The following is a 22,578-nucleotide window of genomic DNA, read 5'->3' on the forward strand; positions in this document are numbered from 1 at the left end:
GCTTTTCTAAAGCTGGTTTTTCATTTCTTTGCCCATCGAGCACAAAATTGCGATTTCTATCTAATTCTAGTATAATAGAATGACTACGCGTGCGAGGTAATAACTATGGAAATGAAACAAATCAGCGAAACAACGCTAAAAATCACTATTAGTATGGATGATCTGGAAGAAAGAGGAATGGAGTTAAAAGACTTCTTAATCCCTCAAGAAAAAACGGAAGAATTCTTTTACACTGTCATGGATGAGCTAGACTTACCTGATAATTTTAAAGACAGTGGTATGTTAAGTTTCCGAGTTACTCCAAGAAAGGACCGTTTGGATGTCTTTGTCACCAAATCAGATTTGAATAAAGAAATTAATTTTGATGATTTGGCAGACTTGGGAGATGTTTCTCAAATGACACCTGAAGACTTCTTCAAAACAATTGAGAAGAGTATGATTGAAAAAGGTGATGTTAACGCTCATGAGAAACTCGAGAAAATTGAAGAAATGATGGAAGAAGCAGTGGATGCTGTTATGACGCAAAATGCTGAAGAGCAAAAGGAAGAAGAGTCACCTTTTGAACCTCTAGATTATGTGCATTACGTTTTGGATTTCATGACCATTCAAGATGCCATTACCTTTTCTAAAACAGTGACCTTCCCGATAGAAGCTTCTGAATTATATAAAAGTTCTGACCGATATCACATGACCATTTTATTGGATATTCAAAACCAACCTTCTTATTATGCCAATGTCATGTATGCTAGATTAATTGAGCATGCACTCCCAGGTAGTAAGACTAGAGCTTACTTGCAGGAACATGCCCATCAATTACTGGAAGATCATGCAGTAACAGAATTACAAAAAGTAGAGTTGGTGTAATGGCTTATGTTTCCATTTACGTTTGATTATGTTTTAGTGCTTATAGGGGCTTTTCTCATTTCACTCATTGCAACGCCATTCATCCGTTTTTTGGCTTTTCGTGTCGGAGCAGTGGATAATCCCAATGCTAGACGGATCAATAAGGTACCAATGCCAAGTAGTGGAGGTTTGGCGATATTTATAGCCTTCTTCATGGCAACACTGGTTTTTATGCCTTTTGTAAATCCTCAGGTTTTTATGAATGGCCATAGCTACTTGAGCTACATTTTGCCTGTTGTTTTGGGTGCCTTGATGATTGTGACGACTGGTTTTATTGATGACATTTATGAAATCAGACCTAAACTCAAAATGTTGGGCATTTTCTTTGGTGCCTTTATCATTTGGGCCTTCACCTCTTTCCGTTTTGATAGTTTTAAGATCCCTTTTGGGGGACCATTGCTCCATTTTGGACCAATTGTCACTTTCTTTTTGACGATTTTGTGGATTGTTTCCATCACCAATGCCATTAATTTGATAGATGGTTTAGATGGACTTGTTAGTGGTGTTTCTATCATTAGTTTAGTGACAATGGCCATTGTTTCTTACTTCTTTCTACCACAGACAGATTTCTTTCTTACGGTAACCATCTTGATTTTGATCGCATCGATTGCTGGCTTTTTTCCTTATAATTACCACCCAGCCATTATTTACCTAGGTGACACGGGTGCTCTATTTATTGGTTTTATGATTGGTGTTCTTTCATTGCAAGGTTTAAAGAATGCAACGGCAGTAGTCGTTGTCACTCCGGTCATAATATTAGGGGTTCCTATCATGGACACTGCAGTTGCTATTATTAGACGGAGTTTATCAGGTAAGAAGTTTTACGAGCCAGATAAAATGCACCTTCATCACCGTTTGCTTTCCATGGGATTTACCCACCGTGGTGCAGTCTTGGTGGTTTATGGTATCGCATTGCTTTTCTCTTTAACTTCATTGTTGCTTAATGTATCCAGTCGTGTCGGTGGACTTTTGCTAATGTTTGGTTTCCTCTTTGGACTTGAAGTCTTAATTGAAGGACTTGAAATATGGGGTGAAAAACGAACACCCTTGTTCAATATTTTGAAATTTATAGGGAACAGTGATTTTCGTCGAAGTCAAAGCGAAAAATGGAAAAAGAAAAAATGATCCTACTTTAAAGCTAAAACAAATAGTAGACTAGATAAAAAAGTAAAAGAGAATCCAAAGGATTCTCTTTTTTTATGGTTTTATAATTAGAAATAAACGATAAAATAATTATTGGTTAGGAAAATGTGTCAAAAAAAGATTGGCTTATTCAAATAAGAGATAAGAACAGGCCATCATTCAAAAAAACGTTGATTTTAAAGGGTTTTGCTTATAAGGTAAATGAGCTAATGTTACATAGAGATTATGTTAGATGTCATTTTTGTATTAATACCAAAAATTGTTGACAAATAAACATTAAATTCCTATAATAAAAACATAATCATAATTAAAGGAGAATTAAAAATGACATCTTTATTGAAAAAACTTTTTGTAACAGGCTTAGTAGCTTGTTCTATCGGTGCAGCAACAACATCAGTTTCTTATGCTGATGAAAAGCCAACAATTGACGAGATTGAGACTGCCAAATTTGGTGGTTATAATAATGCAATTAGCGGTGAAGAGCTAAATAATCCTTATAATAAAGAAGTTGAACCAGAGTTATACGAATTTTATGAAACATTTTATCAACATGGCACACTAGTTAAAAACAATGGGGAGAAAAATCCTTTTATTAGATTGTTTGAACATTTTTCATTAGAAAGAAAAAAATTAGAACAAAATAGATAGTTGTAACTAAGTACAGAATAAACTTTGTACTCGAATAGGGATTTAACTTGTGTATCTCATTATCCATTTTAATAAATAACTGTTTTTTAGCAAAAGAGAGAAAATCTTTCTCTCTTTTTTGTTGCCAAAATGAACTGTCGCTTTTATAAAGAGGTGCAGAGAATCTTTTTAAGAATCAAAAAGTGCATTGACTTTGGAAAGGACTAGCAATAGTAACAGAATAGAGCCAAAAAGGGAGCCTTATGTGGCTTTTTTTGTTAAAATAGAAATGTTAATATTAAGATAAGTGAAAATGAGAATGTCTCATTTGACTATAGAAAAAGAGGTATAAGATGTCTGTCCTTGAAATCAAAAATTTACACGTTTCTATCGAAGATAAAGAAATTTTAAAAGGGGTTAATCTAACCCTTAAAACAGGTGAAATTGCCGCAATCATGGGACCAAATGGTACTGGTAAATCTACCCTATCTGCGGCCATCATGGGGAATCCTAACTATGAGGTCACTGAAGGAGAAATTCTTTTGGATGGTGTTAATATCCTTGACTTAGAAGTGGATGAACGTGCTAGAATGGGACTCTTTCTAGCCATGCAATACCCATCTGAAATTCCTGGAATCACAAATGCCGAATTTATGCGTGCTGCAATGAATGCTGGAAAAGAAGATGATGACAAAATTTCAGTCCGTGATTTCATTACAAAGTTGGATCAAAAAATGGAATTATTAGGGATGAAGGAAGAAATGGCAGAGCGTTACCTTAATGAAGGTTTTTCAGGTGGTGAGAAAAAACGCAATGAAATTTTGCAACTCCTCATGCTAGAACCAAAATTTGCCCTTTTAGATGAAATTGATTCAGGTTTGGATATCGACGCCCTTAAAGTGGTTTCAAAAGGTGTCAATGACATGCGTCAAAAAGATTTTGGAGCCATGATCATCACCCATTACCAAAGACTCTTAAATTACATCACACCTGATTTAGTGCATGTGATGATGGATGGACGTATTGTCCTTTCTGGTGATGCACAATTAGCCCAACGACTTGAAAAAGAAGGCTATTCCGGAATCGCAGAAGAATTAGGCATCGACTATAAAGAAGAAGTTTAAAAATGATCTTTTTAGGGTCTGGGCTTTTGAAAAAAAGCGACGCCTTTAAAGGTCAGATCCAATAGTAAATGATACTCAGTAAGGTTAGAAGAGGAAAGATCATCATGACATTTGATAACATATTACGATTTTCGCAAGCAAAGGCAGAACCCGACTGGTTAGTTCAAAGACGCCAGGATGCCTTTAAAAAAATAGATGAACTGGAATTGCCAAGGATCGAACGGGTGAAATTTCATCGGTGGAACCTAGGCGATGGTAGTATTCAAGAAAGTCCAGAAGTAACAGCAGTGCCTGATTTCGTGGCCATTGGAGATAACCCAACCCTCCTTCAGGTTGGGACACAAACAGTCTTGGAACAGCTGCCAATGGATTTGATAGAAAAAGGAGTTGTTTTTACAGACTTTTATCAAGCTTTGGAAGAGATTCCAGAAATCATTCGAGACTATTTCGGAAGTGCACTAGCATACGACCAAGATAAATTAGCAGCCTATCATCATGCCTATTTTAATAGTGCTGCTGTTTTATACGTCCCTGATTTTGTTGAGATTTCTCAACCTATTGAAGGTATTTTCTTACAAGACAGTGATAGCGATGTTGCCTTTAATAAGCATATTCTCATTATTGCTGGGAAAGGAAGTCATTTTACCTATTTAGAAAGACTTGAGAGTATTGGACAAGGGTCAGCTAAAGCTAGTGCCAATATTAGCGTTGAAGTGATTGCCAAAGCGGATAGCCACATTAAGTTTTCTGCAATTGACCGACTTGGTGAAACGGTGACAAGCTTCATTAGCCGAAGAGGTCGACTCGAAACCAATGCTAGTATTGATTGGTCACTAGCCCTAATGAATGAAGGCAATGTCGTGGCAGATTTTGATAGTGACTTAATCGGTGACGGAAGTCAGGCAGATTTGAAAGTTGTTGCGGCCTCAAGTGGTCGTCAGGTTCAGGGGATTGATACACGCGTAACCAACTATGGTAAAAACTCAGTGGGTCACATCTTACAACATGGTGTTATTCTTGAACGTGGGACCTTGACCTTTAATGGCATTGGCCACATCATCAAAGGTGCTAAGGGTGCGGACGCCCAACAAGAAAGCCGTGTCTTAATGCTTTCTGATAAGGCACGCAGTGATGCCAATCCAATCCTTTTGATTGATGAAAACGAGGTGACTGCGGGACACGCAGCCTCTATTGGGCAAGTGGACCCAGAAGACATGTACTATCTCATGAGTCGTGGCTTAGACAAGGATACCGCAGAAAGACTTGTGATCAGGGGCTTTTTAGGGGCTGTGATTGCAGAAATTCCAGTCAAAGAAGTCAGAGAAAACATCATTTCTGTCTTGGATCAAAAATTAACAGCTCGGAACAAGCTTTAAGGAGCCATTTGTGATAAATAGTCAAGAACTTAAAAAAGACTTTCCAATATTGGATCAATTGGTGCATGATGAAGGTTATACCTACCTTGATAATGCAGCAACAAGTCAAAAACCTAAGCAAGTTTTAGATAGGATTCGTAGGTATTACGATTATGACAATGCGAATGTTCACAGGGGGGTCCATACGCTAGCAGAAAGAGCAACGCGAGATTATGAGGCCAGCCGTCAAAAAGTAGCTAACTTTATCAATGCCAATAGTAGCAAAGAAATTGTGTTCACCCGTGGGACAACAACCAGTCTCAACTGGGTGGCTCAATTTGCCAAGCAAATCCTAAAACCAGGAGATGAAGTCTTGATTTCCATTATGGAGCACCATGCTAATCTTATCCCTTGGCAAGAGGTCTGTCGCCAAACGGGTGCTTCATTGGTTTATGCTTATCTCAAAGAGGGAACTCTAGATTTGGATGATTTCAAGGCAAAAGTCACCTCCAAAACGCGATTTGTTTGTATGGCTCATGTCTCTAATGTACTAGGGTGTGTCAATCCTATTCAAGAAATAACAGCCATCGCCCATGGTGTTGGAGCTTATATGGTTGTTGATGGTGCGCAATCAGTTCCTCATATGGCAGTCGATGTCCAAGCGTTAAACTGCGACTTCTTAGCTTTCTCAGGTCATAAAATGTTGGGCCCAACAGGTATTGGTGTTTTATATGGAAAAGAAGAAGTCTTGAAACTCATGGACCCTGTTGAGTTTGGTGGGGAGATGATTGATTTTGTTTATGAGCAAGAAGCTTCCTGGAAAAGCTTGCCCTGGAAACTAGAAGCTGGCACTCCTAATATTGCGGGTGCCATAGGGCTTGCTGCAGCTATTGATTATTTAGAATCACTTGGCATGTCAGCTATTCAGAATCATGAAAGAGAACTGGTTTCGTATATTCTACCGAAATTACAATCCATTGACGGGCTTAAACTATATGGTCCGGGCAACCCTATGGACCAAACAGGTGTTCTTTCCTTCAACTTGGACGGTTTACACCCCCACGATGTCGCGACTGCTTTAGATTACGAAGGAATAGCCGTTAGAGCTGGCCATCATTGTGCGCAACCCTTATTGCGGCATTTGGGAATTTCGGCTGCGGTTAGAGCCAGTTTCTACATCTACAATACCAAGGAAGATTGTGATCGTTTAGTTGAGGCGATCCTTAAAACAAAGGAGTTTTTTAGTGGCACTCTCTAAATTAACGAGTTTATATATGGCAGTGGTCGCTGATCACTCCAAACACCCACATCACCAAGGGACTTTGGACGGGGTTGAAGCGGTGCTTTTAAACAATCCTACCTGTGGTGACGTCATCTCATTATCTGTCAAATTTGACGGGGATGTGATTGAAGATATTGCTTTTTCTGGAGATGGTTGTACCATTTCCACAGCTTCTGCAAGTATGATGACGGATGCTGTTATCGGAAAAACCAAGGCTGAAGCTCTTGAACTAGCTCGTGCCTTTTCAGATTTAGTTTCAGGTTGTCAGAATCCAAAACAAAAGGAACTAGGCGAAGCTGAATTACTGGAAGGAGTATCTAAATTTCCACAAAGGATCAAATGTTCAACCCTTTCTTGGCACGCCTTAGAAAAAGCTATTGAAAGAAGTCAAGAAGGGTCTGACGAAGAGTAATAAAGAAAGTGAAGTGACTTATGTCTGATAAAAATGAAAAAGTTGAACCAAAGCCTATTGATTTAGGGGATTATCAATTTGGTTTTCACGATGATGTGGAGCCTATTTACTCCACTGGTAAAGGTTTAAATGAAGCTGTTGTCAGAGAGTTATCTGCTGCTAAAGGTGAACCAGAATGGATGTTGGAGTTTCGTCTTAAATCCCTGGAAACCTTCCAAAAAATGCCTATGCAAACTTGGGGTGCTGACTTATCAGATATTGATTTTGATGACATTATCTATTATCAAAAAGCCTCAGATAAACCGGCTCGTTCTTGGGATGATGTTCCTGAGAAAATTAAAGAAACCTTTGAAAGAATTGGAATTCCTCAGGCTGAGCGTGCTTATCTTGCTGGAGCATCTGCTCAATATGAATCTGAAGTTGTCTATCATAATATGAAAGATGAATTCGAAAAATTGGGTATTATTTTTACGGATACTGATTCGGCATTGAAAGAATACCCTGATTTATTCAAACAATATTTTGCTAAATTAGTGCCACCAACTGATAATAAATTAGCTGCCTTGAATTCTGCTGTTTGGTCGGGCGGTACTTTTATCTACGTGCCAAAAGGGGTTAAGGTGGATATTCCACTTCAAACCTACTTTAGGATTAACAATGAAAACACTGGTCAATTTGAACGTACGCTAATCATTGTGGATGAAGGTGCTAGCGTTCATTATGTGGAAGGTTGTACTGCGCCAACTTATTCAAGTAATAGTCTTCATGCTGCTATTGTTGAAATCTTTGCCTTAGATGGTGCCTACATGCGCTATACCACCATTCAAAACTGGTCAGATAATGTTTATAACTTGGTAACAAAACGTGCCCGAGCTCTGAAAGATGCTACAGTGGAATGGGTAGATGGTAATCTAGGGGCCAAAACCACTATGAAATACCCATCGGTTTATCTAGATGGTCCTGGTGCGCGTGGGACAATGTTATCAATTGCCTTTGCGAATGCTGGGCAACATCAAGATACTGGAGCAAAAATGATTCATAATGCTCCGCATACTTCCTCATCTATTGTTTCGAAATCCATCGCAAAAGGTGGCGGAAAAGTGGATTATCGTGGCCAAGTGACATTTAACAAAGATTCGAAAAAATCAGTTTCTCATATTGAATGTGACACCATTTTAATGGATGATATCTCCAAATCAGATACCATCCCATTTAATGAAATCCACAACTCACAAGTTGCCCTAGAACACGAAGCAAAAGTCTCAAAAATATCAGAAGAACAACTCTACTATCTCATGAGCCGCGGCCTATCAGAAAGCGAAGCAACCGAAATGATCGTCATGGGCTTCGTCGAACCATTTACCAAAGAATTACCAATGGAATACGCCGTCGAACTCAACAGACTAATCTCGTATGAGATGGAGGGCTCAGTCGGATAACACAACTGTCTAGTAGACAGTTGTGTCCGACTGAGGTGGGAAATAAGGAAAACGTCAGTTTTCCTCATTAATAGATAAAAAAAGCAATTGAGTAGCTATGAAGCTACTCAATGCAATATCATCACCTACTGAGGTGGGAAATAGGGAAAACGTAGTTTTCCTCTCAAAATCTAATAAAAAATCAGCGACTTACAAGAGTCATGAAACTCTTGTAGTCCAAATTTTACCAACTGAAGTGGTGGATACGGAAAACGTCAGTTTTCCTCATTAATTAAGGATTCAGACGGACAAGTGGTTAAAGTAACAGTTGATGGTTCAGATAATTCAACCATCGACTCAGGATTCGTTAAAGTTGAACAACCAACACCAGGAAGCAATAGTTCTTCAGAATCATTATCACAATCAACAACACAATCAAGCAGCCAATCATCATCAGCAAAACCAGTGGCAAGTCAAACAGCAGCAGAACTTCCACATACAGGACAAGCTGAAAACAATGGTTTGTATGGTAGTGCAGCACTTGCAATCCTTGCAGCCCTTGGATTAGCAGGTAAAAAACGTGATGAAAAGTAAAAAATAATTTCCTTATTTAAATTCCGTTCGTTTTTAAGCTAGAAGACAACAGTCTTCTAGCTTTTTTTATGACAAAAAAACCACCAAAAATTTTTGGTGGTTTTTGATTATAGTTAATGAATGGCAAGGAGACTTAAAATGAGGACAAGTACAATAAAAATGGCAAGTCCGATAAATATAAAGGAGTGATTTCGATCAACAAATCTTTCGAATTTGTGAAAAAAACTTTGTCCCTGTTCGTGTTGACTTTTTTTGGCGGATGGTCTTCCAGAACTAGTTTGCTTTTTTTCATGGAATAAGTTCGAATATGGTATGTTATTTTTTTGTTTCAAGTCAGAGAAAGCTTTCTCTGTTAGAGCGTTGATAAAGGGATGTCTATAATATTCACCATCCTGATCTGACCAATCGCCAACTCCCATTACAATGGTGATAAGACGTTTCTGATTTCTTTTCGTTGTGACAATAGCATTAAATGCTCCACTTGGACTAGAACCTGTTTTTAGTCCATCAACCCCCGTCATCCCATAACGGTCACCCGGCAAGGAATAATTATAGGTTGTAAATTCCTCTTCATAAGGTGTCCCAACCATAGTTTTTACAATCCGTTGATTCGTATAGGTGACAATTTCAGGATATTCCTTCAAAAAATGATATGTCAGAATTGCTAAATCGTGAGCACTTGTTTGGTTGGGAGCAGATAAATCATACTTGTCGGGATTATAGAGTCCCTTAAAAGCCTCGGCTGCAGCCCCACTGGCATTAGAAAAAAAGGTGTCATGCATTCCTAATTCTCGTGCTTTTTGGTTTATTCGATCAATGAAAGCAGATGCATCATTATTTGACAAATAATTTGCAATCATGACAGTTGCGGCATTAGAAGAAGGAACAGCAGTCATAAAAATCAAATCTTTAATCGGGTATTCAACGCCAGAAATAATCTTATTATTGCTAATTTCATAGATGCCACTAATAGCTTGATCACGGTCGGTGGCAGTAATTGTTGTCTCTAAAGAAAGTTTCCCTTTTGATAAATCTTCAAATAAAAGATAAAGGGTAAACAATTTAGACATACTTGCAGGATCTCTATGTTCATTAATGTTGTCCTCCCAAAGAATATCACCATTCTTTGCATCAATGACGATAGACGATTTAGGTTTGTTTATCTCTTTAACAGAATAACCAGCTTTACGCGTAATGGTCATAATATCGTCAGAATCCTTTTCATTAGCTATGACGGGAATAGTACTGATAGTCACGGCAAAAATGGAAAGAAATAATAGGATTTTTTTGATCACAGAAAAAAGCTCCTTGTAAAATTTTATGATTATTATATCATTAAACTAATACAAAGCAAAGCTTTTTTTAATATTATTGCCATAGAATGGAATTAGTTAAAGCGAAACCATTTTTCAAAAAGTGATAATTTTTTAACAGTTTCAAATGAAAAAATGGCAACACTTGGTTTTTTCTTTAAATAGTCCGAAGAATCAATGAACTGAATACGACCAAGTTTTTCATCTTTCTCAATCGGAGCTTTTGTTTTTGATTTTTCTTGTATGACTTTGTAATTGATGGAATCATCATTTTTAGGTTGAACAATAGTGAAATCCTTATGGCTGATAAAGGCTACCTTTTTTTTCTTACCATCAATGATAGCTAATTTTGTTGCGTAAGGCTTAGCTTTGGGAATAGTTATTGATTGAAAATTTTGAAAAGCAAAATCAAATAATTTATTGGCCTCAACAAAGCGAGCCTCTGAATCTTGTTCAGCATTATTGGCATGAAGGATGACAACAATAACCCTCATATTATCCTGAACAGCAGTACCGATATAGGTTTGCCCCGCACGACCTGTTGTCCCCGTTTTCAAACCATCAACTCCCAATCTCCCCATACTTAAACCAGGGAGCAAATGATTGGAGTTTTGCAAAACATCATTTCCCCAATAAAGCTGTGATTGCGAACTAATCGCGAGTATTTCAGGAAATTCTGAAATGAGATGGCTAGCAACAATCGCCAAATTTTTAGCACTTAGTTGATTTTCATCGTTTGGTTTTGACTTGGGGTAAAGGTGCCCGTTTAGCATACTATTGTTGAGACCAGATGCATTCACTAATTGATAGTCTTGTATCCCCCAAGTTTGCAGTTGTTTTTTCATCATATCGACAAACTGTGGTTCGGATCCAGCAATTGTTTCAGCAAGAGAAATGGCTGCGCTATTAGAACTTACGACCATACTTGAATCGATCAATTCTTTAACCGTAAAGGTATCCTTATAGAGGCTTGGGTTACTCACATCAGGATTATTTGCAAGTTCCTTTGCATAGTCAGACATTTTTACAGGAGTATCCCAACTAATCTTCCCATTTTTAATCTCTTTTAAGGTGAGGTAAACCGTTAATATTTTTGTCAAAGACGCAATGGGAGCTTTTTGATTAGCCTCTTTTTGGTATAAAATTTTACCAGTTTCACATTCAACAGCAATAGCTTGCTTAGCATTAATAACCAATTTTTCTTGAGCAAGAACAAGAGTCGAAGGTGTCCAGAGGAAAAGACCTAGTATTATAGTAGAAAGAATCGTTTTTTTCATGGTTCTATTCTATCAAGTAAAAACTTAATGGTCAAAAAAAGAGGACAAGTAAAAACCTATCCTAACAGTTACAATTTAGTATTGACATAGTTGACAAAATGATTCCACCAAACCTTTAAAAAGAAACTCTTTTGCACATCTTTAGCTGCGCCTAAAGAGATAGTTGGTGTTTTGTCTAAATATCCAGTTCCAATGATTTCTTTGTCATTAAAACTAGCTCTTGCTAATGCTTCATTTCTTTTTACAGGCGCAAAAGTGCGCTTATTCTTATTATCAATTGTCACACTATCACCGTCTTGGCTACCAATTTTGCGAATCCCAATTAGGTTTTTTTTGGCAATTAAATTAACAGATTTTTGTTTCCCATCCAATAAGTTAAGTTTTGTTTTTGGAACCTTTTTGCCTTTTTCTAATAAAATAACAGGCTCAAAATGGTTTGAAATATAATTTAACAGGGTATTTGTTTCTCTGAAATGCCCTAATTCTTCCTCATTGCTTTGCTCAGCATTAAGAACAACTGTCACCACGGACATGTTATTTTCTGTGCTACTCGCAAGAAATGAAGCTCCGCTTTTCTCCGAGTAAGCAACAAAAAGACCATTCACTCCGTCTCGATAGTTCGGCATTCCTTTCAACATATAGTTGTATGAAAAGATTTTTTGGTTAGAAAATGTGGCAGATGCTTTCTGAGTTTGTTTGAGGACTTCAGGAAATTCACTTAACAAATGATTGCTAACAATCGCTAAATCTAAAGCGCTCATTTGATTTTCATCGTCGGATGTTGAGTGAGGGTAAATGTGATCTCCTAATATAGCATTTGATAATCCAGTTGCATTTACTAGCTTAGCATCTTTTATACCCCATTCTTTTAATTGCTTAGTCATTAAATCGACAAATCGAGGTTCAGTACCACTGATTTTTTCAGCTAAGGCAATTGCCGCGCTATTAGCGTTTGTTACTAATACCGCGTTTAAAAGCTCTTTCACAGTATACTGACGAGCATCGAGTGGTACATTACTTATAGAATAATTGGTTGTTAATTCGTAAGGATAATTTGAGATAGTAACTGGAGTATCCCAGGATAGTTTTCCGGATTTAACTTCTTTGTATACCAAATAAGTCGTTAATACCTTGCTCAATGAGGCAACAGGGAGAACTTCTTTTTCATTTTTTTGGTAAAGAACCTTCCCGGTTGAAACATCAAAAGCAATTGCACTTTTAGCCTTGACATGAAAGTCTTCAGTGGAGTCCGCATTAACAAAGTTAATCGGAAAAAGTATTAGAAAAATAAAACATAGTAATAGCATTTTTTTCATCAGATTACTTTCCTTAGTTAGTTCATTTCCAGTTCATTATAACATAAACAAGTAATGTTACCTAAAACCAAAGTAAATCATGTCTTTTAAAAAATTTAAAAAAGTCTATTGACAATAGAAAGAGAAGTGGGTATACTAATAAAGCTGTCAGAAAGCGCAAGTTGATGGATAAAAAAGAAATAAAAAAAGAAAAAATCTATTGACAAACGGCTCGTGACCTGATAGAATATAATAGTTGTCTCGTAAGAGACCAAAGACCTTTGAGAACTGAATAAGACAAAGAAACCAAACGTGAGGGTGATATGTTAGCGCATATTACCTGTCAATTAAGAAACACAATAAATCTGTCAGCGACAGAAACGAACGAGTAAGTTCAAACTAAAATGAGAGTTTGATCCTGGCTCAGGACGAACGCTGGCGGCGTGCCTAATACATGCAAGTAGAACGCTGAGGACTGGTGCTTGCACTGGTCTAAGGAGTTGCGAACGGGTGAGTAACGCGTAGGTAACCTACCTCATAGCGGGGGATAACTATTGGAAACGATAGCTAATACCGCATGACAATAGGGTACACATGTACCCTATTTAAAAGGGGCAAATGCTTCACTATGAGATGGACCTGCGTTGTATTAGCTAGTTGGTAAGGTAACGGCTTACCAAGGCGACGATACATAGCCGACCTGAGAGGGTGATCGGCCACACTGGGACTGAGACACGGCCCAGACTCCTACGGGAGGCAGCAGTAGGGAATCTTCGGCAATGGGGGGAACCCTGACCGAGCAACGCCGCGTGAGTGAAGAAGGTTTTCGGATCGTAAAGCTCTGTTGTTAGAGAAGAACGGTAATGGGAGTGGAAAATCCATTACGTGACGGTAACTAACCAGAAAGGGACGGCTAACTACGTGCCAGCAGCCGCGGTAATACGTAGGTCCCGAGCGTTGTCCGGATTTATTGGGCGTAAAGCGAGCGCAGGCGGTTTGATAAGTCTGAAGTTAAAGGCTGTGGCTTAACCATAGTTCGCTTTGGAAACTGTCAAACTTGAGTGCAGAAGGGGAGAGTGGAATTCCATGTGTAGCGGTGAAATGCGTAGATATATGGAGGAACACCGGTGGCGAAAGCGGCTCTCTGGTCTGTAACTGACGCTGAGGCTCGAAAGCGTGGGGAGCAAACAGGATTAGATACCCTGGTAGTCCACGCCGTAAACGATGAGTGCTAGGTGTTAGGCCCTTTCCGGGGCTTAGTGCCGGAGCTAACGCATTAAGCACTCCGCCTGGGGAGTACGACCGCAAGGTTGAAACTCAAAGGAATTGACGGGGGCCCGCACAAGCGGTGGAGCATGTGGTTTAATTCGAAGCAACGCGAAGAACCTTACCAGGTCTTGACATCCCGATGCCCGCTCTAGAGATAGAGCTTTACTTCGGTACATCGGTGACAGGTGGTGCATGGTTGTCGTCAGCTCGTGTCGTGAGATGTTGGGTTAAGTCCCGCAACGAGCGCAACCCCTATTGTTAGTTGCCATCATTAAGTTGGGCACTCTAGCGAGACTGCCGGTAATAAACCGGAGGAAGGTGGGGATGACGTCAAATCATCATGCCCCTTATGACCTGGGCTACACACGTGCTACAATGGTTGGTACAACGAGTCGCAAGCCGGTGACGGCAAGCTAATCTCTTAAAGCCAATCTCAGTTCGGATTGTAGGCTGCAACTCGCCTACATGAAGTCGGAATCGCTAGTAATCGCGGATCAGCACGCCGCGGTGAATACGTTCCCGGGCCTTGTACACACCGCCCGTCACACCACGAGAGTTTGTAACACCCGAAGTCGGTGAGGTAACCTTTTAGGAGCCAGCCGCCTAAGGTGGGATAGATGATTGGGGTGAAGTCGTAACAAGGTAGCCGTATCGGAAGGTGCGGCTGGATCACCTCCTTTCTAAGGATAAGGAACACGTTGGTTAAGTCTTATTTAGTTTTGAGAGGTCTTGCAAGACGCAGAGACAAACTGTGGGGCCTTAGCTCAGCTGGGAGAGCGCCTGCTTTGCACGCAGGAGGTCAGCGGTTCGATCCCGCTAGGCTCCATAGGATACAGTTCAACTGACCTTAATAGAAGTGAAGTTTCATTGTATCTTAGTATAGTCCATTGAAAATTGAATATCTATATCAAATTCCACGATCATGAAAATGATTGTAGAAAAGTAACAAGAAATAAACCGAAAAAAAGATAAACGCGAACATATTAAAAAAAATCAAGAAGGTCTAAGGACTGGAAATAAGGTTAAGTTAATAAGGGCGCACGGTGGATGCCTTGGCACTAGAAGCCGAAGAAGGACGTGACTAACGACGAAATGCTTTGGGGAGCTGTAAGTAAGCGCTGATCCAGAGATGTCCGAATGGGGGAACCCGGCATGTAATGCATGTCATCCATGACTGTTAAGGTCATGAGAAGGAAGACGCAGTGAACTGAAACATCTAAGTAGCTGCAGGAAGAGAAAGCAAACGCGATTGCCTTAGTAGCGGCGAGCGAAACGGCAGGAGGGCAAACCGAGGAGTTTACTCCTCGGGGTTGTAGGACTGCGAAGTGGGACATAAAGTTAATAGAAGAATTACCTGGGAAGGTAAGCCAAAGAGAGTAACAGCCTCGTATTTAAAATTGACTTTAGCCCTAGCAGTATCCTGAGTACGGCGAGACACGCGAAATCTCGTCGGAATCTGGGAGGACCATCTCCCAACCCTAAATACTCTCTAGTGACCGATAGTGAACCAGTACCGTGAGGGAAAGGTGAAAAGCACCCCGGGAGGGGAGTGAAATAGAACCTGAAACCGTGTGCCTACAACAAGTTCGAGCCCGTTAATGGGTGAGAGCGTGCCTTTTGTAGAATGAACCGGCGAGTTACGATATGATGCGAGGTTAAGTTGAAGAGACGGAGCCGTAGGGAAACCGAGTCTTAATAGGGCGTCATAGTATCATGTTGTAGACCCGAAACCATGTGACCTACCCATGAGCAGGTTGAAGGTGTGGTAAAACGCACTGGAGGACCGAACCAGGGCACGTTGAAAAGTGCTTGGATGACTTGTGGGTAGCGGAGAAATTCCAAACGAACTTGGAGATAGCTGGTTCTCTCCGAAATAGCTTTAGGGCTAGCGTCGATGTTAAGTCTCTTGGAGGTAGAGCACTGTTTGGGTGAGGGGTCCATCCCGGATTACCAATCTCAGATAAACTCCGAATGCCAAGTAGATATAATCGGCAGTCAGACTGCGAGTGCTAAGATCCGTAGTCGAAAGGGAAACAGCCCAGACCACCAGCTAAGGTCCCAAAATAATTGTTAAGTGGAAAAGGATGTGGGGTTGCACAGACAACTAGGATGTTAGCTTAGAAGCAGCTATTCATTCAAAGAGTGCGTAATAGCTCACTAGTCGAGTGACCCTGCGCCGAAAATGTACCGGGGCTAAAACAATTTACCGAAGCTGTGGATCCCTTAGGGGATGGTAGGAGAGCGTTCTATGTGTGAAGAAGGTATACCGTGAGGAGTGCTGGAACGCATAGAAGTGAGAATGCCGGTATGAGTAGCGCAAGACAGGTGAGAATCCTGTCCACCGTAAGACTAAGGTTTCCAGGGGAAGGCTCGTCCGCCCTGGGTTAGTCGGGACCTAAGGAGAGACCGAAGGGTGTATCCGATGGCCAACAGGTTGATATTCCTGTACTAGTATGTATAGTGATGGAGGGACGCAGAAGGCTAACTAAAGCGTGCGACTGGAAGTGCACGTCTAAGCAGTGAGGTGTGAGATGAGTAAAATGCTTATCTCTATAACATTGAGCTGTGATGGGGAGCGAAAATAAGTAGCGAAGTTAGTGATGTCACACTGCCAAGAAAAGCTTCTAGCGTTTAAATACATACTACCCGTACCGCAAACCGACACAGGTAGTCGAGGCGAGTAGCCTCAGGTGATCGAGAGAACTCTCGTTAAGGAACTCGGCAAAATGACCCCGTAACTTCGGGAGAAGGGGTGCTGTCAGCGATGACAGCCGCAGTGAATAGGCCCAAGCAACTGTTTATCAAAAACACAGCTCTCTGCTAAATCGTAAGATGATGTATAGGGGGTGACGCCTGCCCGGTGCTGGAAGGTTAAGAGGAGTGCTTAGCGTAAGCGAAGGTATGAATTGAAGCCCCAGTAAACGGCGGCCGTAACTATAACGGTCCTAAGGTAGCGAAATTCCTTGTCGGGTAAGTTCCGACCCGCACGAAAGGCGTAATGATTTGGGCACTGTCTCAACGAGAGACTCGGTGAAATTTTAGTACCTGTGAAGATGCAGGTTACCCGCGACAGGACGGAAAGACCCCATGGAGCTTTACTGCAGTTTGATATTGAGTATCTGTACCACATGTACAGGATAGGTAGGAGCCATCGAGAACGGGACGCCAGTTTCGTTTGAGGCGTTGTTGGGATACTACCCTTGTGTTATGGCTACTCTAACCCGGATAGGTGATCCCTATCGGAGACAGTGTCTGACGGGCAGTTTGACTGGGGCGGTCGCCTCCTAAAAGGTAACGGAGGCGCCCAAAGGTTCCCTCAGAATGGTTGGAAATCATTCGCAGAGTGTAAAGGTATAAGGGAGCTTGACTGCGAGAGCAACAACTCGAGCAGGGACGAAAGTCGGGCTTAGTGATCCGGTGGTTCCGCATGGAAGGGCCATCGCTCAACGGATAAAAGCTACCCTGGGGATAACAGGCTTATCTCCCCCAAGAGTTCACATCGACGGGGAGGTTTGGCACCTCGATGTCGGCTCGTCGCATCCTGGGGCTGTAGTCGGTCCCAAGGGTTGGGCTGTTCGCCCATTAAAGCGGCACGCGAGCTGGGTTCAGAACGTCGTGAGACAGTTCGGTCCCTATCCGTCGCGGGCGTAGGAAATTTGAGAGGATCTGCTCCTAGTACGAGAGGACCAGAGTGGACTTACCGCTGGTGTACCAGTTGTCTTGCCAAAGGCATCGCTGGGTAGCTATGTAGGGAAGGGATAAGCGCTGAAAGCATCTAAGTGCGAAGCCCCCCTCAAGATGAGATTTCCCATGATTTTATATCAGTAAGAGCCCTGAGAGATGATCAGGTAGATAGGTTAGAAGTGGAAGTGTAGTGATACATGTAGCGGACTAATACTAATAGCTCGAGGACTTATCCGAAAAAGATAAAAAGTTTATTGACAATGAGGTCAACTTCTTGATAAGATATAGATATTCAATTTTGAGTGGGTTAGCTTAAGTAATGAGAACGTAAAGAAATCTGTAAGAAAATAGGAAACAGACGCTGTGTCGCAAGACACAAGGAAGTTTATCTTTTTCACTAAGATTTTAGTTCGAATACAATTAGAGACCAACCGAAAAGTTAAGTGACGATAGCCTAGGAGATACACCTGTACCCATGCCGAACACAGTAGTTAAGCCCTAGAACGCCTGAAGTAGTTGGGGGTTGCCCCCTGTTAGATACGGAAGTTGCTTAGCTTTTATCCGCCATAGCTCAGTTGGTAGTAGCGCATGACTGTTAATCATGATGTCGTAGGTTCGAGTCCTACTGGCGGAGTCTTTAAAGATAGGGTCTCCTATCTTTTTTGATTTAAGGATAGTAACGTGTTATACTATTATTAGGTAAGCACCCTTAGCTCAACTGGATAGAGTACCTGACTACGAATCAGGCGGTTAGAGGTTCGACTCCTCTAGGGTGCATCAAAAAAAGAACATGACATTTGTGTCATGTTCTTTTTCTTTCCTTTTTTCTATAATAGCGATAATTATTATTGAAAGAGGAAAGAAATGTTTAATCATGATTTTGAAAACTGTTTTGAACAAGTATTACCAATTATTTTGAAATTGAAAAGAAGTTTTTATATACAATTATGGGATAGAGATGATTGGTTACAAGAAGGCCGGATTATTTTACATCATCTAATGGAGGATAATCCTGACTTAGCAGATAATAGAATGAAACTACTATGCTATTTTAAAACAAAGTTTACATCACATATTAAAGATACTTTAAGGTACCAAGAAAGTGCTAAGAGGAGATTTAACAGATTGCCATATGATGAAATTGGGGATGTATCACATAAAATTGCAGAGGATGGTTTAAAACTCGATGATATAGTTGCCTTCCATACCATTTTGAACCACCTAACTCCCAAACTTTCCGAAAACGAAATGAATCAGATTCAAGCGTTGTTTAGTAATAAAAGATTTTCAGGCCGTAAAAAACTATTACGGAAGTTAAAACCTTTTTTTGTTGATTTCCAGGATAATTTATAGTAATTTTTTAACTCAATTTCTATCAATAGTTGAAAATTTTAAGTACAGTTCATTTTCTTAATGTTATAAATGTCACACTGAATGATTATCTCTAATCCACTTACTTTAAGGCGATACAAGGGTTTCTTTCACAAAAAATGGCTTAAATAAGTATCCTAGACTGTGTTGGAAATATCTTAAAATTATATATAAAATATGATATAATAAGAGGTAATAATTTTTTTGGAGATAAAATGAGTATTGACGATTATAGGCCGACCTTTATGGTCGAAGCAGTATACGATTTAAGAGCTGATGATTTACTTAGACATGGAATTACAGCAGTATTTGTTGATTTAGATAATACATTAATTGCTTGGAATAATCCTGATGGAACTCCTGAAGTGAGAGCCTGGTTAGATGAAATGACAATTGCAGATATATCTGTTGTTGTTGTTTCCAACAACAATTATAAAAGGGTAGAAAGAGCAGTATCGCGTTTTGGTGTTGATTTTATAAGTAGAGCTATGAAACCATTTGCTCGTGGTATTAATATTGCAATTGAGCGTTATGGTTTTGATCGTAGTGAAGTGATCATGGTTGGTGACCAACTAATGACTGATATCAGAGCAAGTCATCGAGCAGGAATTAAGTCGGTTCTCGTAAAACCATTGGTCAAGTCTGATGCATGGAATACGAAAATTAATCGTTTTAGAGAAAAACGAGTTTTTTCAAAACTAGAAAAAAAGTATGGTAAATTAACATACCAAAAAGGAATTTAATGGAAGAATTATTTTGTATCGGTTGTGGAATCAGAATTCAAACTGAAGATAAAAACTTAGCTGGCTTTACGCCTAAAGCAGCGCTAGAAAAAGGATTAGAGTCTGGTGAGTTATATTGCCAACGTTGTTTTAGACTTCGTCATTATAATGAAATTACAGACGTCCATATAACTGATGATGAGTTTTTAAAACTTCTTCATGAAGTCGGTGATAGTGATGCACTGGTTGTCAATGTTGTTGATATTTTTGATTTTAACGGTTCAATCATACCTGGTCTTTCAAGATTTGTTGCAGGAAATGACGTGCTCTTAGTTGGAAATAAAAAAGATATCTTACCGAAATCTGTTAAAGATAGTAAGGTTACTCAGTGGCTCATAGAACGTGCCCATGAAGAGGGGTTACGACCAGTGGATGTCTTTTTGACTAGTGCTCAGAATAAATATGCTATAAAAGAGCTTATTAGTCGTATTGATCAATTACGTAAAGGAAGAGATGTATACGTTGTAGGAGTGACAAACGTTGGAAAATCAACTCTAATTAATGCTATTATTCAGGAAATAACCGGTGACAAAGATATTATTACAACATCTCGTTTTCCGGGTACAACCTTAGATAAGATTGAAATTCCATTGGATGATGGTTCCTTTATTTTTGATACACCTGGAATTATTCATAGACACCAAATGGCACATTATTTATCGGATAAGGATCTTAAGTATGTCAGTCCTAAAAAAGAAATTAAACCAAAGACTTATCAATTAAATCCTGAACAAACACTATTTTTAGGTGGTCTTGGTCGTTTTGATTTTGTAAGTGGGGAAAAACAAGGTTTTACAGCTTATTTTGATAATAATCTTAAGATTCATAGAACAAAACTTGAAGGTGCCAGTGATTTTTATCAAAAGCACTTAGGTAGCTTATTGTTACCACCTAATCATATTGATAAAGAATCATTTCCAAAACTTTCGTCCTTTGACTTTACAATCAATTCAAAGATGGATTTAGTTTTCTCTGGTCTGGGTTGGATACGTATTAATGGTAGTGAAGATAAGCCTGTAAAAATTACAGCTTGGGCTCCGGAAGGAGTTGCTGTTTTAACACGTAAAGCCATCATTTAAAAGTCTATAAGACAACTTATAAGGAAATATTATAGGATTAAAAAGGAATAGAACATGCTTACAAGTAAACAAAGAGCTTTCCTGAAATCGGAAGCACATCATTTGAAGCCAATTGTCCAAATTGGTAAAAATGGGTTAAATAATCAAATCAAAACAAGTGTCCGAAATGCATTGGATGCTCGTGAATTAATTAAGATTACACTACTTCAAAACACAGATGAAGACATAAATGATGTTGCTGATATTTTAGAAGAAGAAATTGGTTGTGACACAGTATTAAAAATCGGCCGAATCTTAATCTTATATAAAGTATCTGCTAAAAAAGAAAATCGAAAACTATCGCAAAAAGTTAAAGAATTATAAACAGTAATTTTTCTTTAGTTTGTAAAACACATATAAAAATAGTTTGAATTGTACGGAGAAATTATGGCTATAGAACTTTTGACCCCTTTTACAAAAGTAGAATTAGAAGTCAAAGAGAAGGATAAAAATAGAAAACAGATTGGTATTTTAGGTGGAAATTTCAATCCAATTCATAACGCCCATCTTATTGTGGCAGATCAAGTTAGACAACAGTTAGGGTTGGATAAAGTTTTTTTGATGCCAGAATATCTTCCTCCTCATGTTGATACCAAGTCTACAATCGATGAAAAACATCGTTTAGAAATGGTGAAACGAGCCATAGATTCAGCCGAAGGATTAGATGTTGAGACACTTGAACTTGAACGAAAAGGGGTCTCATACACCTATGATACGATGAAACTCCTCGTTGAAAAAAATCCAGATGTGGATTACTACTTTATCATTGGGGCTGATATGGTTGATTATCTGCCTAAGTGGCATAAGATTGATGAGTTGGTTAAAATGGTTCAATTTGTTGGTGTTCAAAGACCTAAGTATAAAGCAGGGACATCTTATCCATTGATTTGGGTGGACGTACCACTTATGGATATTTCTTCAAGCATGATTCGTCAATTTATTAAATCAAAACGTCAACCTAATTATTTACTACCGAAAGCAGTTTTGGAATACATTAATAAAGAAGGGCTCTACAAATGAGTTATCAAGATTATGTTCCTTATACTCGGGAGGAACTTTTAGAAAAAATTGCTGCGCAGATGTCTGAAAAAAGATTCAAACATGTTTTGGGAGTTGAAAAGGCAGCAATTGCTTTAGCTGAAAAGAATCAATGTAATACAGATAAAGCAGGATTAGCAGGACTTCTTCACGACTATGCCAAAGAATGTTCAGACGATGTTTTTAAAGATTATATAAAGAAATATAACCTTGATTCAGAACTTCTTGATTGGAATAATAATGTTTGGCACGGCATGGTAGGTATTTATAAAATACAAGAAGATTTTCAACTGAAAGATCCAGACATTCAGAGAGCTATTGAGATTCATACAGTAGGCTCAAAAACAATGTCTTTACTTGACAAAATTCTTTATGTAGCCGATTATATAGAGGAGGGGAGAGATTTTCCTTTGGTTGATCAAGCAAGACGGATTGCTGATGATAATTTAGATAAGGCAGTAGCCTTTGAAACAGTTAATACGGTTGCTTACTTGGCTTCTAAAGGCCAACCTATATATCCTCAAACCATAGAAACTTATAACGCATTTTGCCATTTTTTAAAGGAAGAATAAA

General features: G+C 39.3%; 18 protein-coding genes, 3 tRNA genes and 3 rRNA genes. 21 read left to right on the plus strand and 3 right to left on the minus strand.

Annotation, left to right across the window (positions count from 1 at the left end):
* Positions 1 to 105: 105 nt before the first annotated feature.
* The 9 genes from mecA (at position 106) to DQM95_RS02265 (ending at position 8,858) form a co-directional block, all read left to right on the plus strand.
* Positions 106 to 864, plus strand: coding sequence for an adaptor protein MecA (gene mecA / locus DQM95_RS02225; RefSeq protein ID WP_012657878.1), 759 nt, complete (start codon positions 106 to 108; stop codon positions 862 to 864).
* 6 nt (positions 865 to 870) lie between these two features.
* On the plus strand, positions 871 to 2,028 hold the full coding sequence (locus DQM95_RS02230) for a glycosyltransferase family 4 protein (protein WP_037593539.1): 1,158 nt from the start codon (positions 871 to 873) through the stop codon (positions 2,026 to 2,028).
* A 342-nt stretch (positions 2,029 to 2,370) separates the two neighbouring features.
* Complete coding sequence (locus DQM95_RS02235) at positions 2,371 to 2,694, plus strand: hypothetical protein (protein ID WP_037593538.1); 324 nt, start codon at positions 2,371 to 2,373, stop codon at positions 2,692 to 2,694.
* Between the two features lie 332 nt (positions 2,695 to 3,026).
* Complete coding sequence (gene sufC, locus DQM95_RS02240) at positions 3,027 to 3,797, plus strand: Fe-S cluster assembly ATPase SufC (protein ID WP_037593536.1); 771 nt, start codon at positions 3,027 to 3,029, stop codon at positions 3,795 to 3,797.
* Between the two features lie 104 nt (positions 3,798 to 3,901).
* The gene (gene sufD, locus DQM95_RS02245; RefSeq protein ID WP_037593535.1) at positions 3,902 to 5,173 is read left to right on the plus strand and encodes a Fe-S cluster assembly protein SufD; all 1,272 of its coding nucleotides are present in this window, start codon (positions 3,902 to 3,904) and stop codon (positions 5,171 to 5,173) included.
* A gap of 10 nt (positions 5,174 to 5,183) precedes the next feature.
* A complete protein-coding gene (locus tag DQM95_RS02250; protein WP_046387896.1) occupies positions 5,184 to 6,410 on the plus strand; it encodes a cysteine desulfurase in 1,227 nt (408 codons plus the stop codon).
* Positions 6,397 to 6,846 carry a Fe-S cluster assembly sulfur transfer protein SufU gene (gene sufU / locus DQM95_RS02255; protein ID WP_037593533.1) on the plus strand — a complete coding sequence of 150 codons (450 nt, stop codon included), beginning with the start codon at positions 6,397 to 6,399 and terminating at the stop codon, positions 6,844 to 6,846. The genes DQM95_RS02250 and sufU overlap by 14 nt, the downstream gene beginning before the upstream one ends.
* A 20-nt stretch (positions 6,847 to 6,866) precedes the next feature.
* Positions 6,867 to 8,285, plus strand: coding sequence for a Fe-S cluster assembly protein SufB (sufB, locus tag DQM95_RS02260; protein WP_012657885.1), 1,419 nt, complete (start codon positions 6,867 to 6,869; stop codon positions 8,283 to 8,285).
* A 291-nt stretch (positions 8,286 to 8,576) separates the two neighbouring features.
* Complete coding sequence (locus DQM95_RS02265; RefSeq protein ID WP_037593531.1) at positions 8,577 to 8,858, plus strand: LPXTG cell wall anchor domain-containing protein; 282 nt, start codon at positions 8,577 to 8,579, stop codon at positions 8,856 to 8,858.
* A 113-nt stretch (positions 8,859 to 8,971) separates the two neighbouring features.
* Here DQM95_RS02265 and DQM95_RS02270 read toward each other — a convergent pair whose 3' ends face one another.
* The 3 genes from DQM95_RS02270 to pbp3 (DQM95_RS02280) all read right to left on the minus strand — a co-directional run bounded on the left by DQM95_RS02270 (position 8,972) and on the right by pbp3 (DQM95_RS02280) (position 12,764).
* Positions 8,972 to 10,153, minus strand: coding sequence for a D-alanyl-D-alanine carboxypeptidase family protein (locus tag DQM95_RS02270; protein ID WP_037593529.1), 1,182 nt, complete (start codon positions 10,151 to 10,153; stop codon positions 8,972 to 8,974).
* A gap of 92 nt (positions 10,154 to 10,245) precedes the next feature.
* Entirely contained in the window at positions 10,246 to 11,448 is a 1,203-nt protein-coding gene (gene pbp3, locus DQM95_RS02275) for a D-alanyl-D-alanine carboxypeptidase PBP3 (protein ID WP_037593527.1), read from the minus strand.
* A gap of 68 nt (positions 11,449 to 11,516) precedes the next feature.
* Positions 11,517 to 12,764 (minus strand): D-alanyl-D-alanine carboxypeptidase PBP3, encoded by a 1,248-nt coding sequence (pbp3, locus tag DQM95_RS02280; protein WP_037593525.1) that lies wholly within the window; start codon positions 12,762 to 12,764, stop codon positions 11,517 to 11,519.
* Between the two features lie 379 nt (positions 12,765 to 13,143).
* Here pbp3 (DQM95_RS02280) and DQM95_RS02285 point away from each other — a divergent pair.
* The 12 genes from DQM95_RS02285 (at position 13,144) to yqeK (ending at position 22,577) form a co-directional block, all read left to right on the plus strand.
* Positions 13,144 to 14,692: ribosomal RNA gene (locus DQM95_RS02285) — 16S ribosomal RNA — on the plus strand.
* Between the two features lie 73 nt (positions 14,693 to 14,765).
* Positions 14,766 to 14,838 (plus strand) — tRNA-Ala (locus DQM95_RS02290).
* A 194-nt stretch (positions 14,839 to 15,032) separates the two neighbouring features.
* A 23S ribosomal RNA gene (locus DQM95_RS02295) occupies positions 15,033 to 17,933 on the plus strand.
* Positions 17,934 to 18,135: 202 nt separating this feature from the next.
* A 5S ribosomal RNA gene (rrf, locus tag DQM95_RS02300) occupies positions 18,136 to 18,251 on the plus strand.
* Together the 16S, 23S and 5S rRNA genes with 3 tRNA genes alongside form the textbook arrangement of a ribosomal RNA operon.
* 5 nt (positions 18,252 to 18,256) lie before the next feature.
* Positions 18,257 to 18,330, plus strand: a tRNA-Asn gene (locus DQM95_RS02305).
* Between the two features lie 69 nt (positions 18,331 to 18,399).
* A tRNA-Arg gene (locus DQM95_RS02310) sits at positions 18,400 to 18,473 on the plus strand.
* Positions 18,474 to 18,560: 87 nt separating this feature from the next.
* Positions 18,561 to 19,049: a sigma-70 RNA polymerase sigma factor region 4 domain-containing protein gene (locus tag DQM95_RS02315; RefSeq protein ID WP_012657889.1), complete on the plus strand. Its 489-nt coding sequence runs from the start codon at positions 18,561 to 18,563 to the stop codon at positions 19,047 to 19,049.
* A 233-nt stretch (positions 19,050 to 19,282) separates the two neighbouring features.
* Positions 19,283 to 19,810, plus strand: a complete 528-nt coding sequence (locus tag DQM95_RS02320) for a YqeG family HAD IIIA-type phosphatase (protein ID WP_037592480.1) — start codon at positions 19,283 to 19,285, stop codon at positions 19,808 to 19,810.
* Entirely contained in the window at positions 19,810 to 20,928 is a 1,119-nt protein-coding gene (yqeH, locus tag DQM95_RS02325; protein WP_037592478.1) for a ribosome biogenesis GTPase YqeH, read from the plus strand. Before DQM95_RS02320 ends, yqeH begins: the two co-directional genes overlap by 1 nt.
* A 54-nt stretch (positions 20,929 to 20,982) precedes the next feature.
* Positions 20,983 to 21,291: a ribosome assembly RNA-binding protein YhbY gene (yhbY, locus tag DQM95_RS02330; protein ID WP_012657892.1), complete on the plus strand. Its 309-nt coding sequence runs from the start codon at positions 20,983 to 20,985 to the stop codon at positions 21,289 to 21,291.
* Positions 21,292 to 21,354: 63 nt separating this feature from the next.
* Entirely contained in the window at positions 21,355 to 21,987 is a 633-nt protein-coding gene (locus DQM95_RS02335) for a nicotinate-nucleotide adenylyltransferase (RefSeq protein WP_037592475.1), read from the plus strand.
* Positions 21,984 to 22,577 carry a bis(5'-nucleosyl)-tetraphosphatase (symmetrical) YqeK gene (yqeK, locus tag DQM95_RS02340; protein WP_037592472.1) on the plus strand — a complete coding sequence of 198 codons (594 nt, stop codon included), beginning with the start codon at positions 21,984 to 21,986 and terminating at the stop codon, positions 22,575 to 22,577. The genes DQM95_RS02335 and yqeK overlap by 4 nt, the downstream gene beginning before the upstream one ends.
* Position 22,578 lies beyond the last annotated feature (1 nt).

Origin of the sequence: Streptococcus uberis (assembly GCF_900475595.1) — a bacterium.
Taxonomy (GTDB): Bacteria; Bacillota; Bacilli; order Lactobacillales; family Streptococcaceae; genus Streptococcus; species Streptococcus uberis.

Bases quoted from the DNA above. Each gene is read 5' to 3' on its own strand.
- sufC (WP_037593536.1), top strand. From the start codon at position 3,027: ATGTCTGTCCTTGAAATCAAAAATTTACACGTTTCTATCGAAGATAAA.
- yhbY (WP_012657892.1), top strand. From the start codon at position 20,983: ATGCTTACAAGTAAACAAAGAGCTTTCCTGAAATCGGAAGCACATCAT.
- sufB (WP_012657885.1), top strand. From the start codon at position 6,867: ATGTCTGATAAAAATGAAAAAGTTGAACCAAAGCCTATTGATTTAGGG.
- DQM95_RS02315 (WP_012657889.1), top strand. From the start codon at position 18,561: ATGTTTAATCATGATTTTGAAAACTGTTTTGAACAAGTATTACCAATT.
- yqeK (WP_037592472.1), top strand. From the start codon at position 21,984: ATGAGTTATCAAGATTATGTTCCTTATACTCGGGAGGAACTTTTAGAA.
- pbp3 (WP_037593527.1), bottom strand. From the start codon at position 11,448: ATGAAAAAAACGATTCTTTCTACTATAATACTAGGTCTTTTCCTCTGG.
- DQM95_RS02335 (WP_037592475.1), top strand. From the start codon at position 21,355: ATGGCTATAGAACTTTTGACCCCTTTTACAAAAGTAGAATTAGAAGTC.
- DQM95_RS02235 (WP_037593538.1), top strand. From the start codon at position 2,371: ATGACATCTTTATTGAAAAAACTTTTTGTAACAGGCTTAGTAGCTTGT.
- sufD (WP_037593535.1), top strand. From the start codon at position 3,902: ATGACATTTGATAACATATTACGATTTTCGCAAGCAAAGGCAGAACCC.
- DQM95_RS02320 (WP_037592480.1), top strand. From the start codon at position 19,283: ATGAGTATTGACGATTATAGGCCGACCTTTATGGTCGAAGCAGTATAC.
- DQM95_RS02230 (WP_037593539.1), top strand. From the start codon at position 871: ATGTTTCCATTTACGTTTGATTATGTTTTAGTGCTTATAGGGGCTTTT.
- mecA (WP_012657878.1), top strand. From the start codon at position 106: ATGGAAATGAAACAAATCAGCGAAACAACGCTAAAAATCACTATTAGT.
- pbp3 (WP_037593525.1), bottom strand. From the start codon at position 12,764: ATGAAAAAAATGCTATTACTATGTTTTATTTTTCTAATACTTTTTCCG.
- yqeH (WP_037592478.1), top strand. From the start codon at position 19,810: ATGGAAGAATTATTTTGTATCGGTTGTGGAATCAGAATTCAAACTGAA.